The sequence below is a fragment of the Arthrobacter sp. StoSoilB22 genome, from assembly GCF_019977315.1.
GTDB lineage: Bacteria > Actinomycetota > Actinomycetes > Actinomycetales > Micrococcaceae > Arthrobacter.
The window spans coordinates 2,818,448-2,842,039 of the sequence record NZ_AP024652.1 but is presented as its reverse complement, the minus strand read 5'-3'; the positions used below and the strand labels follow the sequence as shown (position 1 = coordinate 2,842,039).

General features: G+C 60.3%; 24 protein-coding genes. 20 read left to right on the top strand and 4 right to left on the bottom strand.

The genetic code is table 11. The features are described 5' to 3' along the window. The first annotated feature begins 4 nt into the window (after nt 1–4). The 17 genes from LDN70_RS13250 to LDN70_RS13170 all read left to right on the top strand — a co-directional run bounded on the left by LDN70_RS13250 (nt 5) and on the right by LDN70_RS13170 (nt 16,292). The gene (locus LDN70_RS13250; protein WP_166840201.1) at nt 5–856 is read left to right on the top strand and encodes an L-threonylcarbamoyladenylate synthase; all 852 of its coding nucleotides are present in this window, start codon (nt 5–7) and stop codon (nt 854–856) included. Beyond that, nucleotides 853–1,638, top strand: a complete 786-nt coding sequence (locus LDN70_RS13245; protein ID WP_223940513.1) for a WecB/TagA/CpsF family glycosyltransferase — start codon at nt 853–855, stop codon at nt 1,636–1,638. The genes LDN70_RS13250 and LDN70_RS13245 overlap by 4 nt, the downstream gene beginning before the upstream one ends. Then, on the top strand, nt 1,639–2,595 hold the full coding sequence (locus LDN70_RS13240; RefSeq protein WP_223940512.1) for a glycosyltransferase: 957 nt from the start codon (nt 1,639–1,641) through the stop codon (nt 2,593–2,595). A 280-nt stretch (nt 2,596–2,875) separates the two neighbouring features. Further along, complete coding sequence (locus LDN70_RS13235) at nt 2,876–3,988, top strand: MraY family glycosyltransferase (protein WP_142938667.1); 1,113 nt, start codon at nt 2,876–2,878, stop codon at nt 3,986–3,988. Between the two features lie 119 nt (nt 3,989–4,107). Beyond that, nucleotides 4,108–4,599, top strand: a complete 492-nt coding sequence (locus tag LDN70_RS13230) for a Cg1360 family ATP-synthase-associated protein (RefSeq protein ID WP_142938629.1) — start codon at nt 4,108–4,110, stop codon at nt 4,597–4,599. Beyond that, the gene (locus LDN70_RS13225; protein ID WP_142938630.1) at nt 4,586–4,921 is read left to right on the top strand and encodes a hypothetical protein; all 336 of its coding nucleotides are present in this window, start codon (nt 4,586–4,588) and stop codon (nt 4,919–4,921) included. The genes LDN70_RS13230 and LDN70_RS13225 overlap by 14 nt, the downstream gene beginning before the upstream one ends. An 81-nt stretch (nt 4,922–5,002) precedes the next feature. Continuing rightward, entirely contained in the window at nt 5,003–5,803 is an 801-nt protein-coding gene (gene atpB / locus LDN70_RS13220) for a F0F1 ATP synthase subunit A (RefSeq protein ID WP_142938631.1), read from the top strand. A gap of 79 nt (nt 5,804–5,882) precedes the next feature. Continuing rightward, nucleotides 5,883–6,101, top strand: coding sequence for an ATP synthase F0 subunit C (atpE, locus tag LDN70_RS13215; protein WP_011775261.1), 219 nt, complete (start codon nt 5,883–5,885; stop codon nt 6,099–6,101). A gap of 50 nt (nt 6,102–6,151) precedes the next feature. Beyond that, the gene (locus LDN70_RS13210) at nt 6,152–6,709 is read left to right on the top strand and encodes a F0F1 ATP synthase subunit B (protein ID WP_011775260.1); all 558 of its coding nucleotides are present in this window, start codon (nt 6,152–6,154) and stop codon (nt 6,707–6,709) included. Next, nucleotides 6,709–7,536 (top strand): F0F1 ATP synthase subunit delta, encoded by an 828-nt coding sequence (locus LDN70_RS13205; RefSeq protein ID WP_142938632.1) that lies wholly within the window; start codon nt 6,709–6,711, stop codon nt 7,534–7,536. The genes LDN70_RS13210 and LDN70_RS13205 overlap by 1 nt, the downstream gene beginning before the upstream one ends. Before the next feature lie 85 nt (nt 7,537–7,621). Then, nucleotides 7,622–9,259, top strand: a complete 1,638-nt coding sequence (gene atpA / locus LDN70_RS13200; RefSeq protein WP_011775259.1) for a F0F1 ATP synthase subunit alpha — start codon at nt 7,622–7,624, stop codon at nt 9,257–9,259. 76 nt (nt 9,260–9,335) lie between these two features. Continuing rightward, nucleotides 9,336–10,226 carry a F0F1 ATP synthase subunit gamma gene (locus tag LDN70_RS13195; protein WP_011775258.1) on the top strand — a complete coding sequence of 297 codons (891 nt, stop codon included), beginning with the start codon at nt 9,336–9,338 and terminating at the stop codon, nt 10,224–10,226. An 84-nt stretch (nt 10,227–10,310) separates the two neighbouring features. After that, nucleotides 10,311–11,762, top strand: a complete 1,452-nt coding sequence (gene atpD / locus LDN70_RS13190; RefSeq protein WP_091468394.1) for a F0F1 ATP synthase subunit beta — start codon at nt 10,311–10,313, stop codon at nt 11,760–11,762. A 1-nt stretch (nt 11,763) separates the two neighbouring features. After that, nucleotides 11,764–12,048, top strand: coding sequence for a F0F1 ATP synthase subunit epsilon (locus LDN70_RS13185; protein ID WP_014922172.1), 285 nt, complete (start codon nt 11,764–11,766; stop codon nt 12,046–12,048). Nucleotides 12,049–12,058: 10 nt separating this feature from the next. Next, nucleotides 12,059–12,490: a DUF2550 domain-containing protein gene (locus tag LDN70_RS13180; RefSeq protein ID WP_142938633.1), complete on the top strand. Its 432-nt coding sequence runs from the start codon at nt 12,059–12,061 to the stop codon at nt 12,488–12,490. A 5-nt stretch (nt 12,491–12,495) separates the two neighbouring features. Beyond that, the gene (locus tag LDN70_RS13175; RefSeq protein WP_223940511.1) at nt 12,496–13,794 is read left to right on the top strand and encodes an alpha/beta hydrolase; all 1,299 of its coding nucleotides are present in this window, start codon (nt 12,496–12,498) and stop codon (nt 13,792–13,794) included. Beyond that, a complete protein-coding gene (locus tag LDN70_RS13170; protein ID WP_223940510.1) occupies nt 13,776–16,292 on the top strand; it encodes a DUF2156 domain-containing protein in 2,517 nt (838 codons plus the stop codon). Before LDN70_RS13175 ends, LDN70_RS13170 begins: the two co-directional genes overlap by 19 nt. Nucleotides 16,293–16,471: 179 nt before the next feature. Here LDN70_RS13170 and LDN70_RS13165 read toward each other — a convergent pair whose 3' ends face one another. The 3 genes from LDN70_RS13165 to nucS form a co-directional block, all read right to left on the bottom strand. Beyond that, nucleotides 16,472–16,675 (bottom strand): cold-shock protein, encoded by a 204-nt coding sequence (locus LDN70_RS13165; protein ID WP_017199737.1) that lies wholly within the window; start codon nt 16,673–16,675, stop codon nt 16,472–16,474. A 306-nt stretch (nt 16,676–16,981) separates the two neighbouring features. Continuing rightward, nucleotides 16,982–18,223, bottom strand: coding sequence for an N-acetylglucosamine-6-phosphate deacetylase (locus tag LDN70_RS13160; RefSeq protein ID WP_223940509.1), 1,242 nt, complete (start codon nt 18,221–18,223; stop codon nt 16,982–16,984). A gap of 47 nt (nt 18,224–18,270) precedes the next feature. Then, entirely contained in the window at nt 18,271–18,966 is a 696-nt protein-coding gene (gene nucS, locus LDN70_RS13155; RefSeq protein ID WP_014922168.1) for an endonuclease NucS, read from the bottom strand. A gap of 49 nt (nt 18,967–19,015) precedes the next feature. On the opposite strand from nucS, the gene LDN70_RS13150 reads away from it, so the two are divergent. Both LDN70_RS13150 and LDN70_RS13145 read left to right on the top strand, forming a co-directional pair. Continuing rightward, the gene (locus LDN70_RS13150; RefSeq protein ID WP_142938637.1) at nt 19,016–19,360 is read left to right on the top strand and encodes an Rv1322 family protein; all 345 of its coding nucleotides are present in this window, start codon (nt 19,016–19,018) and stop codon (nt 19,358–19,360) included. A 19-nt stretch (nt 19,361–19,379) separates the two neighbouring features. Continuing rightward, a complete protein-coding gene (locus LDN70_RS13145; protein WP_223940508.1) occupies nt 19,380–20,174 on the top strand; it encodes an alpha/beta hydrolase in 795 nt (264 codons plus the stop codon). Nucleotides 20,175–20,260: 86 nt separating this feature from the next. Here LDN70_RS13145 and LDN70_RS13140 read toward each other — a convergent pair whose 3' ends face one another. Beyond that, nucleotides 20,261–21,574: an AI-2E family transporter gene (locus LDN70_RS13140; RefSeq protein WP_223940507.1), complete on the bottom strand. Its 1,314-nt coding sequence runs from the start codon at nt 21,572–21,574 to the stop codon at nt 20,261–20,263. A gap of 202 nt (nt 21,575–21,776) precedes the next feature. On the opposite strand from LDN70_RS13140, the gene LDN70_RS13135 reads away from it, so the two are divergent. Beyond that, nucleotides 21,777–23,558, top strand: coding sequence for a DUF8094 domain-containing protein (locus LDN70_RS13135; RefSeq protein ID WP_223940506.1), 1,782 nt, complete (start codon nt 21,777–21,779; stop codon nt 23,556–23,558). Nucleotides 23,559–23,592 lie beyond the last annotated feature (34 nt).

Sequence of the window (23,592 nt, the reverse complement as noted above, 5' to 3'; positions counted from 1 at the left end):
CGCTGTGACCACAACCTATAACTGCACTTCCGATGACCAGCGTTCTGAAGGGCTTCAGCATGCCCAGCGCGCCATCAGCGAGAAGAAGTGCGTCGTGCTGCCAACAGACACCGTCTACGGTATTGCCGCAGATGCTTTCTCGCCGTTGGCCGTGACCATGTTGTTGGCCTCCAAAGGGCGCAGCCGTCAAATGCCTCCTCCGGTCCTGATTCCACGGGTCAACGCCCTGGACGGACTGGCCACCGACGTACCAGCCGATGCCCGGGCGCTGGCCCAAGCCTTCTGGCCCGGTGGGTTGACGCTGATCCTTCATGCCCAGCCGTCCTTGGACTGGGACCTCGGCGAGACCAAGGGCACCGTTGCCCTGAGGATGCCCGACGACCAGATCGCCCTGGAACTCCTGGGGCTCACGGGCCCCTTGGCTGTTTCCTCCGCCAACCGGACGGGCCAGGAAGCGGCACAGACAGCCTCGGAAGCGCGACTCCAACTGGCGGAGTCCGTTGAGGTCTACCTCGAAGGCGGCTTCCGTCCGGTCAAGGGAACTGCTGCCTTGCCCTCGACGATTGTGGACGCCACGTCCACTCCGTTCCGGGTGGTGCGCCAAGGAGCGATTGAGCTGGAACGGCTTCGCGAGATCGTTCCGTCCATCCTGGGTGTTGGTGAAACCATTCCTGCTGCGCCGCCGGCTTCTGATGACACGGCAACCGAAGAACCTGTAGTTGAAGCGACCCCAGGTGAAGAGACCGCAGTTGAAGAGACCCCAGTTGAAGAAACTGCAGCCGACGCCGTCGTCGTCGAGGAGTCAACCCATGAGACTGCAAAGCCGGAGGCCTCCAACGAAGCCAAGTCCGAATGATTCCGGAGCGTCAACGCGTCCCCGTCCTTGACGTCGACGCCACGCCGATGCGCGTCAATGAGGTTATAGACGCAATGGGCAGTCTCATTTCAGCCGGATCAACCGCTACCGTTCTTGGCCACAATCTGCACAGCATCACGTTGCTTCATTCGCGCCCGGATGTCCGTTCTTTGTATGAGGGCAGCTCGATCGTCCTCTTGGATGGTGCTCCCGTCGCGATGCTCTGGGGGCTAGCCCACAAGCGTCAACTCCAGCCCTTGGGTGAGGGAACCATGGCATACCGGCTGGGTTCCATGGATTGGATCCCGGAGCTTGGAAAGGTCAAGGGGCTGGAGCGCGTGGCCGTAGTAGGCGCGGGACGCGCGGCCAATACGACGGCGGTCGCCCGGCTGCGCGCTATCGTCCCCGGTGCAACAGTGGACGGAATGCCCGGTGAGGGGTGGGACAGCACCCTGGAAGATGCGGTGGTGGACTGGCTGACGGACTTCCGTCCGCAGTTGGTCCTGTTGGGACTCGGGATGCCCCTTCAGGAGGCTGTCCTTCACCGCAGGCTCGCCCATCTGCCGGCTGCCGTTTATTGCGCCGTCGGCGGCGCCATTGAGCAGGTTGCGGGCATCCAGAAACTGGCGCCGCGGTGGCTTGGTCGCCTAGGACTCGAGTGGGCCTGGCGGCTGGTCCTTCACCCGGGCCGCGTGGCTTACAGAGTTTTTGTTGAACCTTGGAAGCTGGCTGGCCTGCTGATCGGGCGCCGTTTCCGACCATCCAAGACCAAAGGCAAGTAAATGACGTCCCACCCTGTCGTGGTCGCTGTTGTAGTGACCTATAACCGGCGTGAACTTCTCCAGACCACCTTGGACGGCATTGCTGCAGGTACACAGGTACCGGACGCCGTCGTGATCGTGGACAACGCCTCCACGGATGAAACCGCTGAGTTCCTCCAGCAGTACCACGGCGCATTGACCACTGATGTGGTCACCTTGAACACCAACGTGGGCGGTGCCGGGGGTTTCGTCGTCGGCATGGAACGGGCTGTACTCGACCACGGGGCGGATCACGTGTGGATCATGGACGACGACACCGAACCTCAGCCGAACGCCCTGCGCGAGGCGTTGGACCTCTCCGAGTCCTACCTTCGGGAAACCGGAGAGGCACCGGCGTTCATCGCCAGCCGTGTGGTGTGGACTGATGGCCGCGACCACCCGATGAACCGCATGCGGCCGCGTATGGGGGCAAGCGAGAACGCGCGCACCGCTGCTGCCAGGCTGGGTGCCACCCAAATCCGCAGTGCTTCCTTCGTGTCGGTGCTGATTCGTGCTGAGGAAATCAGACAGCACGGCCTGCCCATCGCGGACTACTTCATCTGGAATGACGATCTGGAGTACACCGCCAGGATTTCTCGTAGAGGGACCGCGCTGACTACCAACGCATCAGTGGCCAATCACCATACGAAGGTCTTTGGCGACGCCGGAGCGGATCCTGGCGCGCGCTTCTACTATGAAGTGCGAAACAAGCTCTGGGTTTACACTCGATCGAACGCCTTGGCACCGTGGGAAAAGGTTCTTTTTACGGGTGCTTCATTGCGCAACTGGACCCGCACGATTGCCGCCTCGCCGAATCGTAAGGTGCTGTTGGCCGGGCTTCTCAAGGGCCTGCGCCACAGCCTGAAAGTCCCGCGATCCAATGCTCAGGTACTGAACGGGATCTACGCGCTGCGTAACGTCCAAGAGCCTGTCAGGTAGCTGTTACGCGGCTTGAATCCCAGCCAAACACGCTGGGACATGGCGGCTGCGTCACAGGGTGGTCACGGCCATTGGCATTAGTATCGTGACTAGAGTCCACAGAAATCCCGCAACATTCGGCACAGCCGGTGCAGGCATGGCGACGGAGTAGTTCCATTTATCCAAAGACAGATTTCCACACCTTGAGCTGCCCACAACCCGACGGCATTCGATCCCGCCGGCTGCATTCGGTGGTCCTATCCAACCGTTTGGTGTGCAGGCTGCTTTCCGGGGCCGCGTCATGATCATGTACATGCTGATGGCCCTGACGGCGGCCGTTGTAGCGTACGCCGGGACGTGGGGTGCCCGCGTGCTGGGAAACAAGCTGCGGTTGTATCAGCCCATCCGTAGCCGTGACATGCACTCGGCGCTGATCTCAAAACTCGGTGGACTGGGCATCTTTGTCGGATTCTTCGTCGCCCTGGTGGTGGCGAGCAATTCCTTCTTCGTTAAGGACATCTTCAGACACAACGATGCACCTTGGGGGATCCTGGCGGGTGCCGTGGTGATCGTCGCTGTGGGGGTGGCGGATGACATCCTTGACATCCGTTGGTGGATCAAACTGCTGGGCCAGGCTGCAGCTGCGTTGATCGTGGCCATCTGGGGCGTGCGGATGTCTGTGGTTCCCTTCATCCCGGAACCGATTGTCCTTGAGTCCGAGGTAGTTCAGATTGCGCTGACCGCAGGGCTAATTGTTACCACCATGAATGCAGTCAATTTCATTGATGGACTGGACGGATTGGCCGCCGGCGTCGCCATCATCGGTGGCGGAGCCTTCTTCCTTACCGCCTACTGGGTTCACCGTAACAATCCGTCCACGGACAACTCGGACCTCGCGACACTCCTGATGGCCATCCTGGTTGGCAGCTGCATCGGATTCCTGCCGCACAATTGGTTCCCCGCCAAAATCTTCATGGGAGATTCCGGGGCGATGCTCATTGGCTTGCTCATGGCTTCGGCCGGCGTCGTGGCCACCGGGCAGATCAGCTCCGGTCTCTACGACCGCGCCAACGGTATCCCCACAATTGTTCCCATCTTGCTGCCCTTTGCCGTGCTTTCCCTGCCCCTTCTTGATTTGGGGATGGCCGTTGTCCGAAGAACAGCCAGAGGCCAGTCACCGTGGTCCGCTGACCGCGGGCACCTTCATCACAAGTTGGTGGACCTTGGGTACTCGCACCGCAGCGCCGTCGTCATGCTTTATGTTTGGACGAGCATTCTTGCCTTTGGCGGCGTCGCCTTTGCGGTGTTCCCATGGCAGATCGTGCTCATTGTCCTCGTAGCGGCAGCGCTGGTCATGGCTGCCGTGACGGCGTGGCCCTACTTCACCCGGAACTCGACGCGTCCGGGGGAGTAGTTGTGAGAGTCGGTTATGGTCACAGTTCTATCTCATGTAGAATTCTTACTGCGGACAGTCACTCGCCCGTAACCCCACTTTGAGAATATGGCACCCGTGCCACGAGGATTGGTATCCCCATGACATCCAACGCCGAAACCGGACACCCGTCCGGTAAACGTGGTGTTGGGGCCGTTGGCAAGCCGTCCTCGTTGTGGCTCCGGTTGCTTCTTCTTAGTTCCGTAGCAGCTCTGGCAGCCACTGCTGTCACGTGCGTGATTGCGGCCTTCATGAACGGCGGACAAGGCGCGCTATCAGCCGCGTTCGGTGCCGTGCTGGTCATGCTCTTCTTTGGAATCAGCCTTTTGATCGGTCACTTTGTTGGCCGTAACAACCCCTCCGGCGCAGTAGGCCTCTTTGTTGCAACATATTTCATCAAGGTGGTCGGCTTTGCTGTAGTGCTTTTTGTGCTGGGTGCTCCGGACTGGCTCCATGGCCGATGGTTCCTCATCGGTGCCGTTGTGACAGTCGTGTTCTGGCAAGCCGCCGAAATCTACGGCTTCAGCAAGGCCCGTCTCCAGATCTACAACGATCCAGAGGAGCAGAAGGGTGGCCCGGATGTCTCCGCGTAAGCGCTATACACGCCCCGGGGCCACTACTCAGCAGCCCGTCAAACATGGTGAATCAGCAGAAGCCGGAAACGATGGCGGATACAACGCCGGCATAGCCGTCTTCAGCTACATCATTGGCGGGATCATTGTCTGGAGTTTGATAGGCTGGGGTCTGGATAATCTGTGGGGGACCCGCTGGATTGTGCTCCTTGGCGCTCTGCTGGGAGCCGCAGGAGGGTTCTATCTTTCCCATATGCATGGCCTCACCAGACAAAGCTCCTCATCTGGCGAGAGCAAAGCAGACAGCGGTCCGTCCACGGACGGGGACAGTAATGCCAAATAATTTCACATGGATTACAGATGCGTCCAACGCGTCCGGATTCCAACCAATGCCCAATGATGGACACAGCAGAGAGGAAACGCGTTGATCGCGCTTGCGCTCCCCGCCCAGGATTCGGGGTCATTCACCCCACCCGGAATCGACGAAATGCACCTGCCGGCAATCCTGCCTTGGGGTGCGCACGATGGCTTCTCCAAGCAGATGTTGCTGGTGATCCTTTCGGTCGTCATTATCGCTACATTCTTCATCCTCGCTGCACGTAAGCAGCAGCTGGTACCCGGCAAGCTGCAGTTCGCAGGCGAGATGGCGTACGGCTTCGTGCGCAACAGCATCGCCAAGGACATCATCGGCGGCAAGGACTTCATCAAGTACGTCCCGCTGCTGTTCAGCTTGTTCTTCTTCATCCTGGTGAACAACATCTATGGCGCCATCCCGCTGATCCAGCTCCCGAGCTTCTCGCATGTAGGCGGCGCCTACGTCATGGCCGGCATCGTATATGTCACCTGGATCGCCATCGGCATCAAGAAGAACGGCCTGAAGTACTTCAAGCTCGCCACCGTTCCCTCCGGTGTTCCGTGGTACATCCTTCCGATCGTCGTACCGATCGAAATCATCTCCAACTTCCTGGTCCGCCCGGTCACGCACAGCCTCCGTCTGTTTGCGACCATGCTGGCAGGCCACTTGATCGTCATGCTCGCCGGTTCCGGCATCGAGTTCCTTGTTATGCAGGAGAACGTCCTGCTCAAGGGCGCATCGGTACTGGTGCTGGTAGGCGCCGTGGCCATGTACATGCTCGAAGCACTGATCATGGCCCTGCAGGCTTACGTGTTCACACTGTTGACCGCGATCTACATCGAAGGCGCCCTGCACGCCGACAGCCACTAGGCTCCCAAAACTTCCCCTCGCGGGGATGAAGCAACCCAAACAACCTGCCGCACGGGCGGCATCTTGAAAGGAAGAAAAAATGGAAGGCACCATCAACGGCTCCCTCAACCTCATCGGCTACGGTCTCTCGGCCATCGGCGGTGGTATCGGTGTGGGTCTCGTGTTCGCCGCTTACATCAACGGTGTTGCACGTCAGCCGGAAGCTCAGCGTGTGCTGCAGCCGATCGCGTTCCTTGGTCTGGCTCTGACTGAAGCTCTCGCCATCCTCGGCCTGGTCTTCGCTTTCGTTCTTTCCTAGTCCTGGAACCCAAGCGAATCCCAAGCACGAGTAGATAGGACGGGTGAAATATGAATCAGCTGATCATCTCAGCCGCCACTGAAGGCGCTGCGGAGGCTAATCCGCTCGTTCCCAACGTCTGGGAAATGGGCGTAGTCCTCGTGGGCTTTGCGGTCCTCATGTACATCGTGGTCAAGTTTGTTGTCCCGATGTTCGAGAAGACTTTCGCAGAGCGCGCTGAAGCAATCGAAGGTGGCATTGCAAAGGCCGAAGCGGCCCAGGCGGAAGCTTCTGCAGCTCTTGAAGAGTACAAGCAGCAGCTCACCGACGCCCGTGCCGAAGCCAACCGCATCCGCGAAGAAGCACGCGCCGAAGGCGCCCAGATCCTCGCGGACCTGAAGGCAAAGGCTGCGGCAGAATCTGCACGCATCACTGAGCAGGCACATGCTGCCATCGAGTCGGAGCGCCAGGCAGCTGTTGTCTCGCTTCGTTCGGAGGTTGGCACATTGGCCACCACGCTGGCCGGCCGCATCGTTGGGGAAGCACTCACCGACGATCAGCGTGCCGCGCGCGTTGTGGACCGCTTCCTGGCAGATCTGGAGACCCAGAGCGCAGGTGCAGCTAAGTAATGGCAGGTATATCGAGCGAATCGCTGACCACAGCGCTGGCGCAGCTGGAAGCCAAGCTTCCCTTCGCCTCGCTGCAGTTGGCTAAGGACCTCTTCGGAATCCTGGGAACGGTGGACAGCTCGGCTGGCTTGCGCCGCGCCCTGACTGACCCGTCCCGTTCCGGTGACGAGAAGTCGGCGCTGGTCAAGCAGCTGGTTGGCGGAAAAGTCTCCGCTGATGCTGCTGAGATTGCAGGCGGATTGGCCAGCTCGCGCTGGGCATCGGCACGCGATATCGGCGATGCACTCGAGACGCTTGCCGCCACGGTTGTCATTGCCGTAGCTGAAAACAAGTCGGCCGTTTCTGCCTCCGGTATCACGGGGCTGGAAGAGCTGGAAAACGACCTGTTTGCCTTCAACCAGGCCGTCGCCTCCAGCCACGAAGTACAACGTGCTCTGTCTGAGCCGCAGGCATCACCAGCGGCGAAGATTGCATTGGCCGAGAAACTTGTTCCTGGCAGCAGCGAGGAAGCAAAAGTTCTCATCAGCCAGGCAGTTACGCAGCCGCGTGGTGTCAAGCCGAGCAAGCTCGTCGAGTCATTCGCCAAGCTTGCAGCCAAACGTCAGCAGCGCTGGATTGCAACTGTCAGCGTTACCCGTCCGTTGACGGAAACGCAGGCCAGCCGTCTGCAGGCCGGGCTGGATGCCCTGTACGGCCGCGAACTGAAGGTCAACGTCAATGTTGATCCCGCACTGATCGGTGGAATCCGCGTGCAGGTGGGTGACGAAGTGCTCGACGCTTCGGTTATCGCCCGCCTGACCGAACTCCGCCGCCAGCTCGCTGGCTAGCGAAGACAAAGCACAACTTAACTGATATAAAACCCGGTCATCGTGAGCAACGATGATCACGAAAACAGGAGAGCAGGGACTGCAGATGGCCGAATTGACCATCAACGCCGACGACGTCCGTAATGCGTTGAACGAGTTCGCGGCGTCCTACGAACCCGGAAACGCAGAGCGCGTAGAGGTTGGTCGTGTGACCACCGCAAGTGACGGCATCGCCCGTGTTGAGGGTCTTCCCTCGGTCATGGCGAACGAGCTGCTTCGCTTCGAAGATGGCACGCTGGGCCTGGCCCAGAACCTTGACGTCCGCGAGATCGGTGTCATTATCCTCGGTGACTTCACCGGTATTGAAGAAGGCCAGGAAGTTCACCGTACCGGTGAGATCCTGTCCGTTCCCGTTGGCGACGCCTTCCTGGGTCGCGTTGTCGACCCCCTGGGCCAGCCCATCGATGACCTCGGCGAGATCAAGGCCGAGGCCACCCGTGCACTGGAACTTCAGGCTCCGGGCGTTACCGAACGCAAGTCGGTTCACGAACCGATGCAGACCGGCCTCAAGGCTATCGATGCCATGATCCCGATCGGCCGTGGCCAGCGTCAGCTGATCATCGGTGACCGCCAGACCGGCAAGACCGCCATCGCCGTGGACACCATCATCAACCAGAAGGCCAACTGGGCTTCGGGAGATGTCACCAAGCAGGTACGTTGCGTCTATGTTGGTGTTGGCCAGAAGGCTTCCACCATCGCAGCCGTTCGTCAGACCCTCGAGGATCACGGCGCACTGGAGTACACCACCATCGTGGCGTCCCCGGCATCTGACCCCGCCGGCTTCAAGTACTTGGCACCGTATGCAGGTTCGGCCATCGGCCAGCACTGGATGTACGGCGGCAAGCACGTTCTGGTGATCTTCGATGACCTGTCCAAGCAGGCCGAAGCCTACCGCGCCGTATCCCTGCTGCTGCGTCGTCCGCCGGGACGCGAAGCATACCCGGGTGACGTTTTCTACTTGCACTCCCGTCTGCTGGAGCGTTGTGCCAAGCTCTCCGACGAGCTCGGTGCAGGTTCCATGACCGGTCTGCCGATCGTCGAGACCAAGGCAAATGACGTTTCTGCCTACATCCCGACCAACGTGATCTCCATTACCGATGGCCAGATCTTCCTCCAGTCGGACCTCTTCAACGCCAACCAGCGTCCCGCTGTTGACGTTGGTGTGTCCGTCTCCCGCGTTGGTGGCGCTGCACAGGTCAAGTCCATGAAGAAGGTCTCCGGTACCTTGAAGCTGGACCTGGCTCAGTACCGCGACATGCAGGCATTCGCTATGTTCGCCTCTGACCTGGATGCTGCTTCCCGTCAGCAGCTGACCCGTGGTGCACGCCTGATGGAACTGCTGAAGCAGGGCCAGTACTCACCGTTCCCGGTTGAGAACCAGGTTGTGTCCATCTGGGCCGGTACCAACGGTTACCTGGACGACGTTCCGGTTGAGGACATCAGCCGCTTCGAGTCCGAGTTCCTGGAGCACCTCACGCACAAGTCCTCCATCCTGACCACGCTGGCTCAGACCAACGTCCTGGATGACGACACCGCTGCAGCCTTGAAGGAAGCCATTGTTTCCTTCAAGAAGGGCTTCTTCGGCGAAGGCGACAACCACCTGGTTGGCGCTGGCCACGAAGAGCACGCAGCGATCTCCGGCGGCGACGTCGACCAGGAAAAGATCGTCAAGCAGAAGCGCTAGTTTCGATAACCTGCTCTGCCGGGGTCCGTAAGGGCCCCGGCAGGGCAGCACATCGGGAACTTAGGAAAGGATAAGTATGGGAGCCCAGATTCGGGTCTACCGTCAGAAGATCAGCTCGACGACGTCGATGCGCAAGATCTTCAAGGCGATGGAACTGATCGCTACCTCGCGCATCGGTAAGGCCCGCGCCCGCGTAGCAGCTTCACTGCCTTACGCGAACGCGATTACCCGCGCCGTTTCTGCTGTCGCAACTCAGAGCGAAATCGACCACCCGCTGACCACCGAGCCGGAGCAGATCCGCCGCGCCGCAGTCCTGATCATTACATCGGACCGCGGTCTTGCAGGATCCTACTCCGCAAGTGTGCTCAAGCAGGCTGAAGGTCTCACCGAGCTTCTTCACGCAGAAGGCAAGGAAGTCAAGGCGTACCTGGTTGGCCGCAAGGCGCAGGCGTACTTCGATTTCCGCAACCGGTCCTACGCCCGCGTATGGACCGGTGGCACGGACGCACCGGAATTCGAAACCGCGCAGGAAGTCGGAGCTGCACTTCTTGAAGACTTCTCCACCGACTTCGAAGAGGGCGGCGTGGACGAGATCCACGTTGTGTACACCCGCTTCAAGTCCATGGTGACGCAGGAGCCGACGGTCATCCGTTTGCTTCCGCTGGAGGTCGTAGAGGAGGAAGCAGCCTCGGAATCCGAGCTGTTGCCGTTGTACGAGTTTGAACCGGAAACAGAGCAGGTGCTTGACGCACTGCTTCCGCGTTACATCGAGTCCCGCATTTTCGCAGCCATGCTGCAGGCCGCAGCTTCCGAGCTCGCAGCCCGCCAGCGCGCTATGAAGTCGGCCGGTGACAACGCTACGGATTTGATCAAGAAGTACACGCGCCTTCGCAACACGGCCCGCCAGGCCGAGATTACGCAGGAGCTTTCCGAAATCGTGGCCGGCGCAGACGCCCTCGCGTCCTAGCCAGCAACGGATTCGGCTCAAAGCCGCACCTGCACCAAACAGATAAACTTAACCCCACGCCATCTACTGAGTGAAGTGAGAGAGATGACTGCCACTGCTACCGAACACGTAGCTACGGCCGGTGCCACCGGCCGCATTGCCCGTGTTATTGGTCCGGTTGTCGACGTCGAATTCCCGGCTGACGCAATCCCCTCGATTTACAACGCTCTGACCACTGAGATCACTCTCAACGGCCAGACGAAAACCATCACGTTCGAGACCTCCCAGCACTTGGGTGACAACCTCGTTCGCGCCATCTCCCTGCAGGCAACCGACGGCCTGGTCCGCGGTACCACCGTGCGGGACTCCGGCTCTCCCATCTCCGTGCCCGTCGGCGACGGCGTCAAGGGCCACATCTTCAACGTTCTCGGCAAGCCGCTGGACGTCGAAGAGTCCGAGATCAAGGCAGACGCCTACTGGCCGATCCACCGCAAGGCTCCGTCCTTCGCGTCCCTCGAGGGCTCCACGGAGATGCTCGAGACCGGCATCAAGGTCATCGACCTTCTCACCCCGTACATCAAGGGTGGAAAGATCGGCCTGTTCGGCGGCGCCGGCGTTGGCAAGACCGTTCTGATCCAGGAAATGATCACCCGTGTTGCCCGCAACTTCGGTGGTACCTCGGTATTCGCCGGTGTTGGTGAGCGTACCCGTGAAGGAAACGACCTCTGGGTTGAAATGGAAGAGGCAGGCGTTCTTAAGGACACCGCCCTTGTTTTCGGCCAGATGGATGAGCCGCCGGGAACGCGCCTTCGCGTGGCTCTGTCTGCTCTGACCATGGCGGAGTACTTCCGCGATGTTCAGAACCAGGACGTGTTGCTCTTCATCGACAACATCTTCCGCTTCACGCAGGCAGGTTCGGAAGTCTCCACGCTGCTCGGCCGTATGCCGTCCGCTGTGGGCTACCAGCCCAACCTTGCTGACGAGATGGGTCTGCTCCAGGAGCGCATTACCTCCACCAAGGGTCACTCCATCACGTCGATGCAGGCCATTTACGTGCCGGCTGACGACTACACCGACCCGGCTCCGGCAACGACCTTCGCACACCTGGACGCGACCACGGAACTTTCCCGTGAAATCGCCTCCCGTGGTTTGTACCCGGCCGTTGATCCGCTGACGTCCACCTCCCGTATTCTGGATCCCCAGTACATCGGCAAGGATCACTACAACACGGCTGTCCGTGTAAAGCAGATCCTGCAGAAGAACAAGGAACTTCAGGACATCATCGCCATCCTCGGTGTTGATGAACTGTCTGAAGAGGACAAGATCGTCGTGTCCCGTGCACGTCGTATCCAGCAGTTCCTCTCCCAGAACACCTACACCGCCAAGCAGTTCACCGGCGTCGAAGGCTCCACCGTGTCCATCAAGGACACCGTGGAAGGCTTCACGGCTATCTGCGACGGCGAGCTTGACCACATCGCAGAGCAGGCGTTCTTCAACGTCGGCGGCCTGGATGACGTCGAGCGTCAGTGGGCCAAGATCCAGGAACAGACCAAGTAGTATGGCTGAGCTCGAGGTTGAGATTGTCGCAGCGGACCACTTCGTGTGGTCCGGTGCGGCCAAGATGGTGAAGGCCCGCACCAGCGATGGTGAAATCGGAATCCTGCCGGGCCACTCGCCCCTTTTGGCCATCATGGCCGCGGGCGAGCTGGCAATCCAGCCGGTTTCCGGTGATCGCATTGCAGTAGTCGTTGACGGCGGATTCTTTTCCGTCGACAACGATCGCGTGGTGATTGTTGCTGACAACGCCAAATTGGGCGAAGCGGCTACAGCGGGGATCCGATAGCACGACCTTGATGGACGATTCCCTTATTCCGTTCATCGCCCTGGCAACAGCGTTTACGTTGCTGATCATTTCACTGTGCCTTTTCGGGGTGCGTCGCTTCAATCTGCGGCGCGCCCTGGGCACGGTCGACGCCTCCATTTGCATGGCTGGAAACAGCTGGCAGATGGGGGTTTGTCGTTATCAGGACAACGAGCTCGAGTGGTTCCGCCTGATGTCCCTGAGCGTTATCCCCAAACATAAATTCACGCGCAGCTCCCTTGAATTGTTGGGACGCCGTCAGCCCACGGAAGACGAGCTCGTCCGGATTCAGCCCGGCGTCGTGGTGGTTGAACTGCAGTATGAAGGTCAGAAGTTCATGCTCGCCATGAATTTCGATGCCTATGCTGGTTTGTCGTCCTGGCTCGAAGCGGGGCCGGTCATCGGCGTCGGAACCTGGCGTTAGGCGTTATGGATCTTCTTTCGGACGTCAGCTTGGTGGATGGGCCTTTCCTTTGGTTCAGTATCGCCTGCGGCGGAGTTGGCGGGGCCTACCTCCTATGGCGGCGACGACGATCCTGGCTGCTGCTGGTACCGGCCAGCCTGCTTGTGGCGATCGGGGTAGTGGCCCTTATTCACTGGATCCTTGTGGATCTGTTGGCCTCATTCTCGGAGAACCTGCCGTTTCAGACCGTGGCTTGGGCGGTACCAGCTGTCGCTGCAGTGCTCCTGTGCGTTGCGCGGTTTCCCCGAAATTCCTGGCGCGGCCGTTCGTTCAGCGTGGCGGCGATGTTCGGCGTTCTTCTTTTATGCGTTGTCCAGATAAACCTCTATTTCGGACTGAACAACACGGTCTCGGACCTGCTGGGTACCGCGGTGGCACGCATACAGCCACTTGAAGCGAGCCTCAAACGCAGTCCGGATGCAAAGCCAGGCCCTGCCCTGTCCGCATGGAAAGCCCCCGATTCCATGCCCCGAAACGGCGTCCTGCGCAAAGCCGCCATTCCTGGAACCGCTTCAGGTTTCAACGCACGGGATGCTTATATTTACTTGCCGCCCGCCTACCAGACTGCAGAACGTCCAACCTTGCCTGTGCTTGTCCTCTTCGCTGGTCAACCAGGCGGTCCTGCGGACTGGCTTACCGGTGGCCAGCTCCGGTCCCTCCTGGACCAGTACGCTGAAGCCCATAAGGGAATCGCCCCTGTCACCGTGGTGGTGGACCCCAACGGATCAGCCAATGCCAACACCATGTGTATGGATAGCAAAATCGCTTCCGTGGATACGTATCTTTCGCAGGATGTACCCACGTGGATCACTGAAACGCTGGATGTCTCCAGGGATCACAAGCTGTGGGCTGTAGGCGGTTTTTCCTTTGGCGGCACGTGTGCCATGCAGATGGGAACCTCCCACCCGGACCTTTTCGCGTCCATTCTTCCCTTCGCCGCCGAGCGGGAACCTGCACTCGCTAAAGACAGAAGCAAGACAATCTCGGACTCGTTCGACGGTGATGTTGAATCGTTCGAGTCCAGGACACCTTTGGTGTTGATGCAGCAACGCGATTTCTCCGGAAGCGGTGTGTACCTGGTTTCAGGTGAGGCTGACCATGAGTTCACCAGCTACATGCATGAGCTTGCGGACGCTGCAAGAAACGCCGGTTTTGCAACTGAAGAACATTCAATTCCACAGGCCGGGCACTCATGGGACGCCGTGATACGTGGCATGCCCGGTGGCCTCGACTTCCTTGCCTCCCGATGGGGGTTGCGGCGGTGAGCCTGGCCGTCAAAGGCGTGATCAGACCTGCGTTGGGCCAAGCAGGACGGCATCTGCGATCAACGCCGTTCACAATGATGGTTCTCGCCCTCTTTGTTGGCCTGTCTTTGGTGTCTGCGAGCTTCCTGACGGGCCCGGCGGAGCCTTGGCTTTCCGTTGCCAGTGTTTCGCTGGAGGGTCTGCGGTCCGGAGAATGGTGGTCTATTTGGACGTCGTTGTTCTTCGCCACCAATCCAGTGGCCTATGTCACGGCTGTCCTGATGATTCTGTTTTTCCTTGGCTTGGCAGAGCGGCACCTGGGATCCCTCAGGACGGCCGGAGTGCTCTTTGGTGGCCAGTTCGCCTGCGTATCCGCCTTCCTCCTTGTAACCCAGGTTGCCCAATACCTCGGCGACGGCTGGCTATCAGGAATGGCCGGCATCCGCCTGATCGGCCCCTACGGCGCCGTCCTCACCACCGTTTTGGCAGCCAGTGCGATCCTGCCCACCTTGTGGCAACGGCGCCTGAGGACCGTGGTGCTCGCGATTTCCCTGCTATTGGTTCTGTACGTAGGGCATGCGGAGACCGTGGTGGGCTTCCTGGGTGCGCTCATAGGTCTACTGACCGGGTGGTGGATGCAAAGCAGCCAGGGCCATCTCCACCTGCACAGGTCAACCAGCCGGGAAATCCGCAACCTTCTTTCATTGACCATGGCAATTTTCGCCGTGGGTCCCATCGTGACCGCTGCGGCAAAAAGCCCGTCCGGACCCTTGGCTTTGCTCAGGGATGTCATCCTCAACCCGCTGCCCACGCTAAGTCAGCTGGAGAGCAACTGCGGGGGAACCATCGACGTCACCTGCCTCGACATAACCCGCCAAGGCTACACAGGGCCGTTCGGATTGGCACTGGCGGTGGTTCCCGTTGTATTGCTACTCATTTGCGCCGACGGCATGAGGCGTGGGCGGCGGTTGGCCTTGGGAATCGCAATCGGGGTGCAGTTGGTGGTGGTGGCCTTGTCCACGATCTACCTTGCTCTCTTTGCCGGCATCCCGCGGCCCCCAGGTCGACCACATGCGGGGATGCTCAATACGGCAGTGGTTCATATCATTCCGCTGGTGCTGGTTCCCTTGGCGTTGGCGTTGCTCCTGTTTGTCTACAGGGGCCATTTCCGGGTGGAGACTTCTGATCGTCTCCGCCGGAAGGTGTTTTTGCTGGTCGGACTGACTGGGGGAGGCCTGGCGCTGGCCTACACGGTGGTGTGGTTGGCCTCCGGGGGGTTGGTTCGCGACGGCGGTCTGCTGGGTTTGGCGGCTGAACTTGCCAGGCAGTACCTCCCCGTTCCGCTTCCCGGCGTTTACCGTAAAGTCTTCGCCGAGCGCGATGTGCTGGAAGTCTTCCTCTTTTCCTATTCGGGCACACTGTTTTGGCTCGTAGCGCTACTTGGTGTGTGGGTGCTGCTAATCCGGGGACATCACGCCGGAGGACTTGACCGCCAGGCGCGGCAGGCGGCCCGTGCCCTGGTGAAGAGGGGAGGAGATTCGCTCTCATGGATGGCACTGTGGGAACCGAACAAATATTGGTTCACTCCAGATGGAACCGGGGGAGTGGCCTACCAACAGCACAGTCACGTGGCATTGACGCTGGCCGGTCCCTTCGGAGCGCGTCAGCACCATGCGGTGACCGCCCAAGGGTTCCTGGATTTCTGCTCCCAGCGTGCGTTGACTCCGTGCCTCTACTCCTGCACAGACGAGCTGTGGCCCATGCTGCAATCACGCGGTTTCCGCCGTGTGTCTGTCGCCCAGGAAACCCGCCTACGAATTAGGGGCCTGGAATTCAGGGGCAAGGAGTGGCAGAACGTCAGGACCTCACTAAACCGCGCCTCGAAGATGGGGATCACGGCAAACTGGGGTCGTTACTCCGAACTGCCGCTCGGGGTACGCGCCCAAGTGAGTGAAGTCTCGGAAGAGTGGGCAGCCCAAAAGAAGATCCCGGAAATGGGTTTCACTATGGGCGGTCTGGACGAGTTGGATGATGAAGACGTCCTGTGTTGCGTTGCGGTTGATGGCACGGGCTTCGTCTATGGCGTCACCAGTTGGCTTCCCGTGTATGAAGACGGCGTTGTTGTCAGTTGGACGTTGGACTTCATGCGGCGGCGCGGCGACGCTTTTCCCGGGGTCATGGAGTTTCTCATCGCATCGGCAGTATTGCATTTGCGGGACTCCGTGGAACTTATTTCCTTGTCCGGGTCGCCCTTGGCCCGGGAAGAGGGGGAGATCGAGCAGAGGGCCAAAGGTTTGGCCGGAATACTTGAGGTGGTGGGACAGGCCTTGGAGCCCGTTTACGGATTCAGGTCCCTGGCCTCATTTAAGTCGAGATTCCAACCCGAGTACAGAACGTTGTACATGTATTATCAAGACCCACTGCATCTTCCTGCAATAGGTCGCGCGCTCAGCAGGGCGTACCTTCCTGGATTATCAGTCCGGCATTCCGCACGGCTGCTCCGGAGCTTGGTTGGTTGAATTGTCAACGCCTATTCGAAGGGCGCGTTTGGTATTTCTTCATGGTTAGTAACAGTCGTTGTTGAGAACCCGCAGAGGGTGGCCGGGGTTTCCTCGATTAAGACACGTTGACCCCGGCTGGAAAGCCAGGGTCAACGAGTTGTGTTGTCTCCGCAATATGCAGGGATCAACAGGTACGACTAGACGACCGTAACGCCGGTTGCCTGGGGGCCCTTGGCTCCCTGACCGATCTCGAACTGAACGCGCTGGTTCTCGTCGAGGGTCTTGAAGCCACCGGTCTGGATCTCGGAGTAGTGGACAAAAACGTCCCCATCCGCGTCATCCGGGGTGATGAAGCCGAAGCCCTTTTCGGCGTTGAACCACTTGACGGTTCCCAGTGCCATGTATATCTCCTCATTGTGGAACATCAGTCCGATACACCTCGTACCGGATTTGTTACTCCGCGAGAAGACCCGAATACCAACCAAGCCTGGGCCTGATTGATTCGCAGGAGCTTCACGCTCGCAACTGGTCTTGCGAGCATGAAAAACACCTACACAAAGACTGCTATAACACTTTCATGTGCTCTGCCGGAGGTCAACGGTCTTTTGGGCAATTCAGGAAAATTTTCGGTAAAAAGAAGGTAACGCCGGGTCCGACAATTCAACGGCCTTTTCTAAGGAGGGTGTAGGAACCCGGACACCGGGAATCTAGGACAACCACTGCCCATTGCGCATTACGCCCGTCAGTTGCAGATCCTGGTTTGTTACCACCACATCGGCGCGAAGTCCTCTTCGGAGCCCTCCTATTTCATCGGAAAGTCCAAGGACCGCGGCCGGGACCGCTGTTGCCGAGCAAATCGCGTCGGGAAGTCCGACGCCGGCTGCCACCGTTTTGCTGACAACTTCCAAGAGGGTGGAGGTGCCTCCGGCGATGGATCCCGTGGCATCGAGTGTGGCCACGCCGTCGCTGACGGTGACCGGGGACGGGCCGAGCATGTAGCTGCCATCGGACAATCCTGCGGCAGCCATTGAATCCGTGACCAGGACGATGTTTCCGGCGCCCACTAACTGGAAGACAGTTGCCACGGTGCTCGGGGCCAGGTGCGTTCCGTCTGCAATGAGTTCAACAACGGCCTTTCCCTCCTGCGCCATGCGCAGGCACGCCGCAACGGGACCCGGGGCGCGATGGTGCATGGGCGGCATCCCGTTGAAGAGGTGCGTCACGGTGGGAAGCGAGCTGACGCCGTCGAACCCTGCCGACTCAAGTCCCTCCCGTGCCGCAGCGAGCGACGCCGCGGCCGTGGCGTCGTCGCAGTCGGTGTGGCCCAAGGAGGGAGTAACGCCATGGGAAGTCATCAGGTCCACCAGGGCAGCTGCGCCTGGAAGTTCGGGGGCGTAGGTCATGGTGGACAGCTTGCCGGCCGCGGCACCCACCAGCTCGTCCATGAGCTCCAGATCCGGTTCCAACAAGTAGTCGGGATTCTGGGCCCCGCATCGGGCATGGGAGAGGAACGGCCCTTCAAGGTGAATGCCGGCCACCAGTCCCTCATCCACGAGCTTCACATAGAGCTCGATACCCCGGAGGAGGTCTTCCCGGGGAGCAGTGACCATGCTGGCAAGGAATGTGGTGGTACCTGATCTATGAAGGAAGTCCACGGCCTTGCGCGCGGAAGATTCTTCACCGCCAGGGAAGTCGCCGCCATTGCCGCCGTGGCAGTGCACGTCAACGAGGCCGGGGAAGAGGTAGCTACCGCTGGGGATGCCTAAGTGGATCGCGTTGCGAAAACCGTCGAATTCTTCCGGATCGAAGGCGCTGGCCGGGCCTGCATAGGCAATCCTGTCGCCGTCGACGGCAACCAATCCGTCTTCCACCACCTCGCCGTCGCTGACAAGCGTTCCTTTAATGATCTGATGGCTTGGAGCGGACGATGGGGAGGATGCAACAGTCATGGTCTTGATTCTAGTGGCCTGCGGCACACCCTCCCGAAGACGGGAACCTAGAAAAGCCGTGACTCGCTGTCATCCACGCCGCGCATGGCGTCATAATCCAGGGTGACGCAATCTATTCCGCGGTCGTTGGCCAGGACCTTCGCTTGGGGTTTGATCTGTTGTGCGGCAAAAATTCCCCGTACCGGTGCCAGCAGGGGGTCGCGGTTGAGCAGCTCGAGGTAACGCGTGAGTTGTTCAACGCCGTCGATGTCTCCACGGCGTTTTAGTTCGATGGCAACAGTGGCCCCGGCCGCGTCCCTGGCCAAAATGTCCACAGGACCGATAGCTGTGAAGTACTCGCGCCGAATCAGGGAGTAACCGGACCCCAAAAGTTCGATTTGCTCGGCCAGCAACCTCTGAAGATCCGCTTCGACGCCGTCCTTGATCAGGCCGGGATCGGTGCCGAGCTCGTGCGAGGTGTCGTGCAGTTGCTCGTAGATATTGATGATGAGGCGGTCATCCGTTTTGGCGGACTGAACAGTCCACTGTTCCACCACCCCTTCCTCCACTTCGGTCTCCTCCGGTGAGGTCACCCGAAGGGTCGCGGGGGGACTCATCCAGTTCAGCGGCTTATAGGAGCCGCCGTCGGAGTGCACCAACACCGAACCATCCGCTTTGACCAGCAGGAGCCGGGTGGCGAGCGGGAGATGGGCCTTGAGGCGGCCAACGTAATCAACAGAACAACGGGCTATGACGAGTCGCACCCGCCCCACATTACCGTCTGCAACGGTATGGCTGGGGCAGAATGGAAGTATGCCCCGCTCCAACCGTCCCCGTCGCAACGCGTCCAGCACACGCTCCGGCAACTCCGGTGGAAAGTGGACTGAACCGGCGCAGGAGCTGGACCTTGAGCGGGCCCGTGCCGGAATCGCCAGGAGGGAAAGCGCCCCGGATGGTGACTGGATGGTGCGAACCATGACGGCCAGGAAAGCGGAGAAGCAGTACATCTGCCCTGGCTGCTCCACTGCCATCGTCCCGGGTATCGCCCACTTGGTGGTGTGGTCCGACAGCCATCTGTTTGGACAGGCCGCAGGGCTGGCCGAACGCAGGCACTGGCACACCAACTGCTGGACGGGCCGGACGTACCGTTACCGCTGATTCGCTTAGGCTTGGAACCATGACTTTCGACCCCGCCTCGTTCGTGTTCACCCAGCAGAATGCGCCCTCGGAAATCCGTGCTTCCACGGTCCTTCCCGCTGTGCGCGAGAACGTGGAGTTCACCACAGAGGACGGCAAGGTCCTGCTGGGCGAACTCGCGCTCCCGGCGTCAGGGGAAATTACTGCCACCTTGATCACCCTCCACCCGTTGCCCACTCACGGTGGATTCATGGATTCGCACGTGTACCGCAAGGCCTCGTACAGGCTTCCGGCGCTGGCCGGCGTCGCCGTGCTGAGGTTCAATACGCGGGGCACGGCATCGCCGCGCGGAACCAGCGATGGTCAGTTCGAAGAGGGCATTGGTGAGCGGTACGACGTCGAGGCCGCCGTCCGTTTCGCCGTTGAACGCGGCTTGCCGCACCGCTGGCTGGTGGGGTGGTCTTTCGGAACTGAACTGGCCCTGATGTACGGGGCGGTGGAGCCGGTTGCCTCGGAGATCGAAGGTGCCGTGTTGTTGTCGCCACCGTTGCACCGGGCCACGGACGTGCACCTCAAGGAGTGGGCCGAGTCCGGTAAGCCGCTCACAGTGCTGGTGCCGGAGCACGATGACTACTTGCAGCCTGCTGAAGCAGCCCAGCGGTTCGCTGTGGTGCCTCAAGCCCGGATTGTCGGCGTCGACGGCGCCAAGCACCTCTGGGTTGGCGAAAAGTACGCAGCGCGAGTCTTGAATGAAATCGCCGACGACGTCACTCCGGCGGGTGCCGGAGCCGACGGTCTACCTCGGGAGTGGGCGGGGCCGGTCGCAAGCGCCTAGCTGGGCCCCGCGTCCGGTTTTTGTACAGATAATGCCCCTAAACACGATGCTTAGGGGCATTATCTGTACAAAAACCGAGAGAAGGCTCAGTGCCTGTCTTGCCGGACGATGAAGACTTCCTTGATGAGCAGCATGATCGCTGCTGCTGTGGGAATGGCAATCAACGCGCCAAGGACGCCAAGCAGGCTGCCACCGGCTATCACCGAGATCACGGCCACGGCTCCCGGAACCGCCACAGCGCGCTGCATGATGCGCGGTGAGATGAAGTACGCCTCGAACTGCAGGTAGGCGAAGTAGGCGATCGCGTAAACCACCGCTGTCTGCCAGCCGGCGGTCAGTGCCACCAGGATAACCACTACTGCAGCGATCATGCCGCCCACCAAGGGGATGAACGCCAGCAGGGCAACGACGAACGCCAGCAGGACGCTGAATGGTATGCCCAGGATGGTCATCAGGATGAACGCAAAAATAGCATTCAGGAGGGCTACGCAGACCTGGCCAATGACGTAATTACCCACGGAATCGGTGATCGCTTCGGAAAGCGCCTCAACACGCGGACGGCGGGACCGGGGAGCCAGGCGGTAAGCCCATTTCTTCATGGACGGCAGGGCTGCCAGGAAATACAGGCTCAGGACCAGGACGATCAGCGAACCAAACAGGCCGTTGGCCACAGTGGAACCGAAACCCACCACGCCGCCGAAGATGCCACCCATCGCCTCGGGGTCTTTGACGAACTTGTCCAGCTCAGTAGTGATACGGTCACGCACGCCGAATTGGCTGTCTGCGCTGCGGAAGAAGTCCGAGTCGAGGAAACCGCGGATCCACTCAGGGGCTTGGCGGACGATTTCCGATACCTGTTCGACGATGGTGGGTATCAGTGTTGCGAAGAAGCCTGCCACTGCAAGGACAAGCGCTGAGACGGAAATGAGGATGCCCGCGGGGCGGGGGACTTTGCGGCCTTCAAGCCAACGAACCACGGGATCAAGTCCAAGTGCGATGAACAGCGCGGCCACGATCCACAAAATGAGTTGGGTGGTGTTGCTGGCAATGTAGAACACGGCCAGGGCGATGCCGACGCCGGCGGTACCCATGAATCCGACATATACAGGATGCTGTGATGACATTCGCGGGCCGGGGGCGCCGAATCCGTGGTCGTCCTCGGGGCGGGAGCTTTCGCTGCCTTCATCGGATTCAGTTTCCGGGGGCATCTCGAATCGCACCCGGTTGCGGGCTCCGGGAATGGGCTGCCGAAGTCGCCGGCTGATGGCAGCCAGGCGTCCGGTGCGGACCGGAACCGTTGCAGCAGGGCCCTCGGAAGTAGCGGTGCCACCCCCGGAAGGGGAATCCACCGCACCTGACCCTGACTCTTCGACGGGACGGGGCTCCATGTGGTCTTTCACGCGGTTTAGCTGCCTTTTCAGTGGTGGTACAAGGTGGACTTAGGCGTTGGGAGGCCCGTATATCATGATCATCGCCACACTATCAGGACCGCGTAATGGCGCCGGAGCGGCGCGGTGGCGGGCTTTTCGGGGTGTCGGGGAGATCACCTCGATCTGACTCTCTGATAACAAAACGGTTACCCTTGAAGTTCAACGACCGCTGATGATAGGTGATCCTGTGCGTTTGAAGACTGCAGCCTTGCTGGTGCTGCTGGGCCTGCTGACGATGCTGGCCGGTATAGGCCAGCTGACTTTTTGGGCCCCCGCTGAGACCGTGACGGCTTCGGTTCCGAGCGATACCAAAGCTGCCCCGCTGACCGTGATTGACCAAAAGTTGATCGCTCTCCATGACGGGCCGGTGAAGATCAAAATCCAGGGTGAAGGCAACTTCATGGTAGCCACCGGACGACCGGACGATGTGGAAGCGTGGGTCGGTGAGACCGCCCACAACACGCTGACCGGTGTCTCTGCTGACCAGAAGTCGCTGGAGGTGTCCTCCGCAGATGGCGAGGCCACGGCGCCGTCCCCGGCTGGATCCGATTTGTGGGTCAGCACTGAGGATGCCAGCGGAGATCTTGACTACACCTGGAACCCTCCCGCTGACGGCGAGTGGTCCCTTTTGGTAGCCGGAGACGGTACCAAGCCCGCGCCGTCGTCAATTTCCATGACGTTCCCCAACAACGCCACCACCCCCTGGGCAGTGCCGCTGATTGTTGTGGGCATCATCATCATCTTGGTGGGAGCGGCGTTGCCGTTCATCGCCAAGGCAATGAGCAATCGACGCAAGGACCGTGATGACGATGAGCCGCGCGATGGTGGGGAAACCACCACGCTGCCGGTTCAACCCTCAGCCAAACAGTCAACTGAAGTCCAGTCGCCCACGGGTGACGAAGGCCGCCGTCGTGGCGCGGGCACCGAAGGTCCGGCACTCCGGATCACTGCCCTTGCCGCCACAATGGCAGCAGTCATGGTGGGAGGGACAGCCATTGCTGCCCAAGCCACCACGACACCCGAGGCCACGTCCACATCCTCGGCCGCAGCTGCTGCCGACGGTGGAACGCCGGTCATGCTGGAATCCCAGTTGCAGCGGATTCTTGAGCAGGTCGCCAGCACTGTGGATGCAGCCGATGCGGCCAAGGATGCGGCCAAGCTGGCTCCGCGCGTAGACAAAATGGAACTCCAGATCCGGACGCAGAACTACAAGATCCGGTCCGCGGTTTCCGCCTATGAGCCGCGCATGCCGGTCCGTGCCACCAAGCTTCAGAGCAGTGTGATCAGCACCAAGCGTGACTGGCCCCGCACGGTCTTTGCCCTCACTCAGGGTGAAGGCAACGTTGTGCCGCAGGTTCTGACTCTGGTGCAGCTTTCACCCCGCGAAAACTACAAGTTGTGGGGCAGTGCGCCGCTTCAACCCGGGACCAATTTCCCCTCTTTCCCGATTCCGCGCAAGGGTACCGAACCTGTACCGGCTAGCGATAGCACCGGACTGGCTTACAGCGGTAACGAGGCTCTGGAAATTTTGAGTGAAATGCTCACCAACCCGGAGTCTCCCAACCGCAGCAAGCTGGCTGACGGGCAGTCTTCCCCGTACATCGCAGGGGCACTGGCGTACCAGGCGGACACCGTGAAGAACGGAACAAGCGCCAACTTCAAGTTCACCCACACTCCGGTCACCAATCAGACCGTGGTGCTCCGGACTGCCGACGGCGGTGCCGTGGTTGTGGGACGTTTGGACTTCGCTTTCGAAGGCACGCCCAAGGCGGCAGGAGACAAGCTTCTCCTTGAGGACGATTCCGCTGTCTTCGCCGGTGGAAAGGAAACCACCACGGGCATGGTCCTGAACTTCGCCGAGTCCGTGGCGGTGTACATTCCGCCAGCTGGTTCTGCAGACCCCATGAAGCTCGTGGCAGCTACCCGCGGACTGGTCGGAGCCAGCTTCAAGTAGGGCTTACCCATGGCAGGGCAGCGGCTAGAGTGGA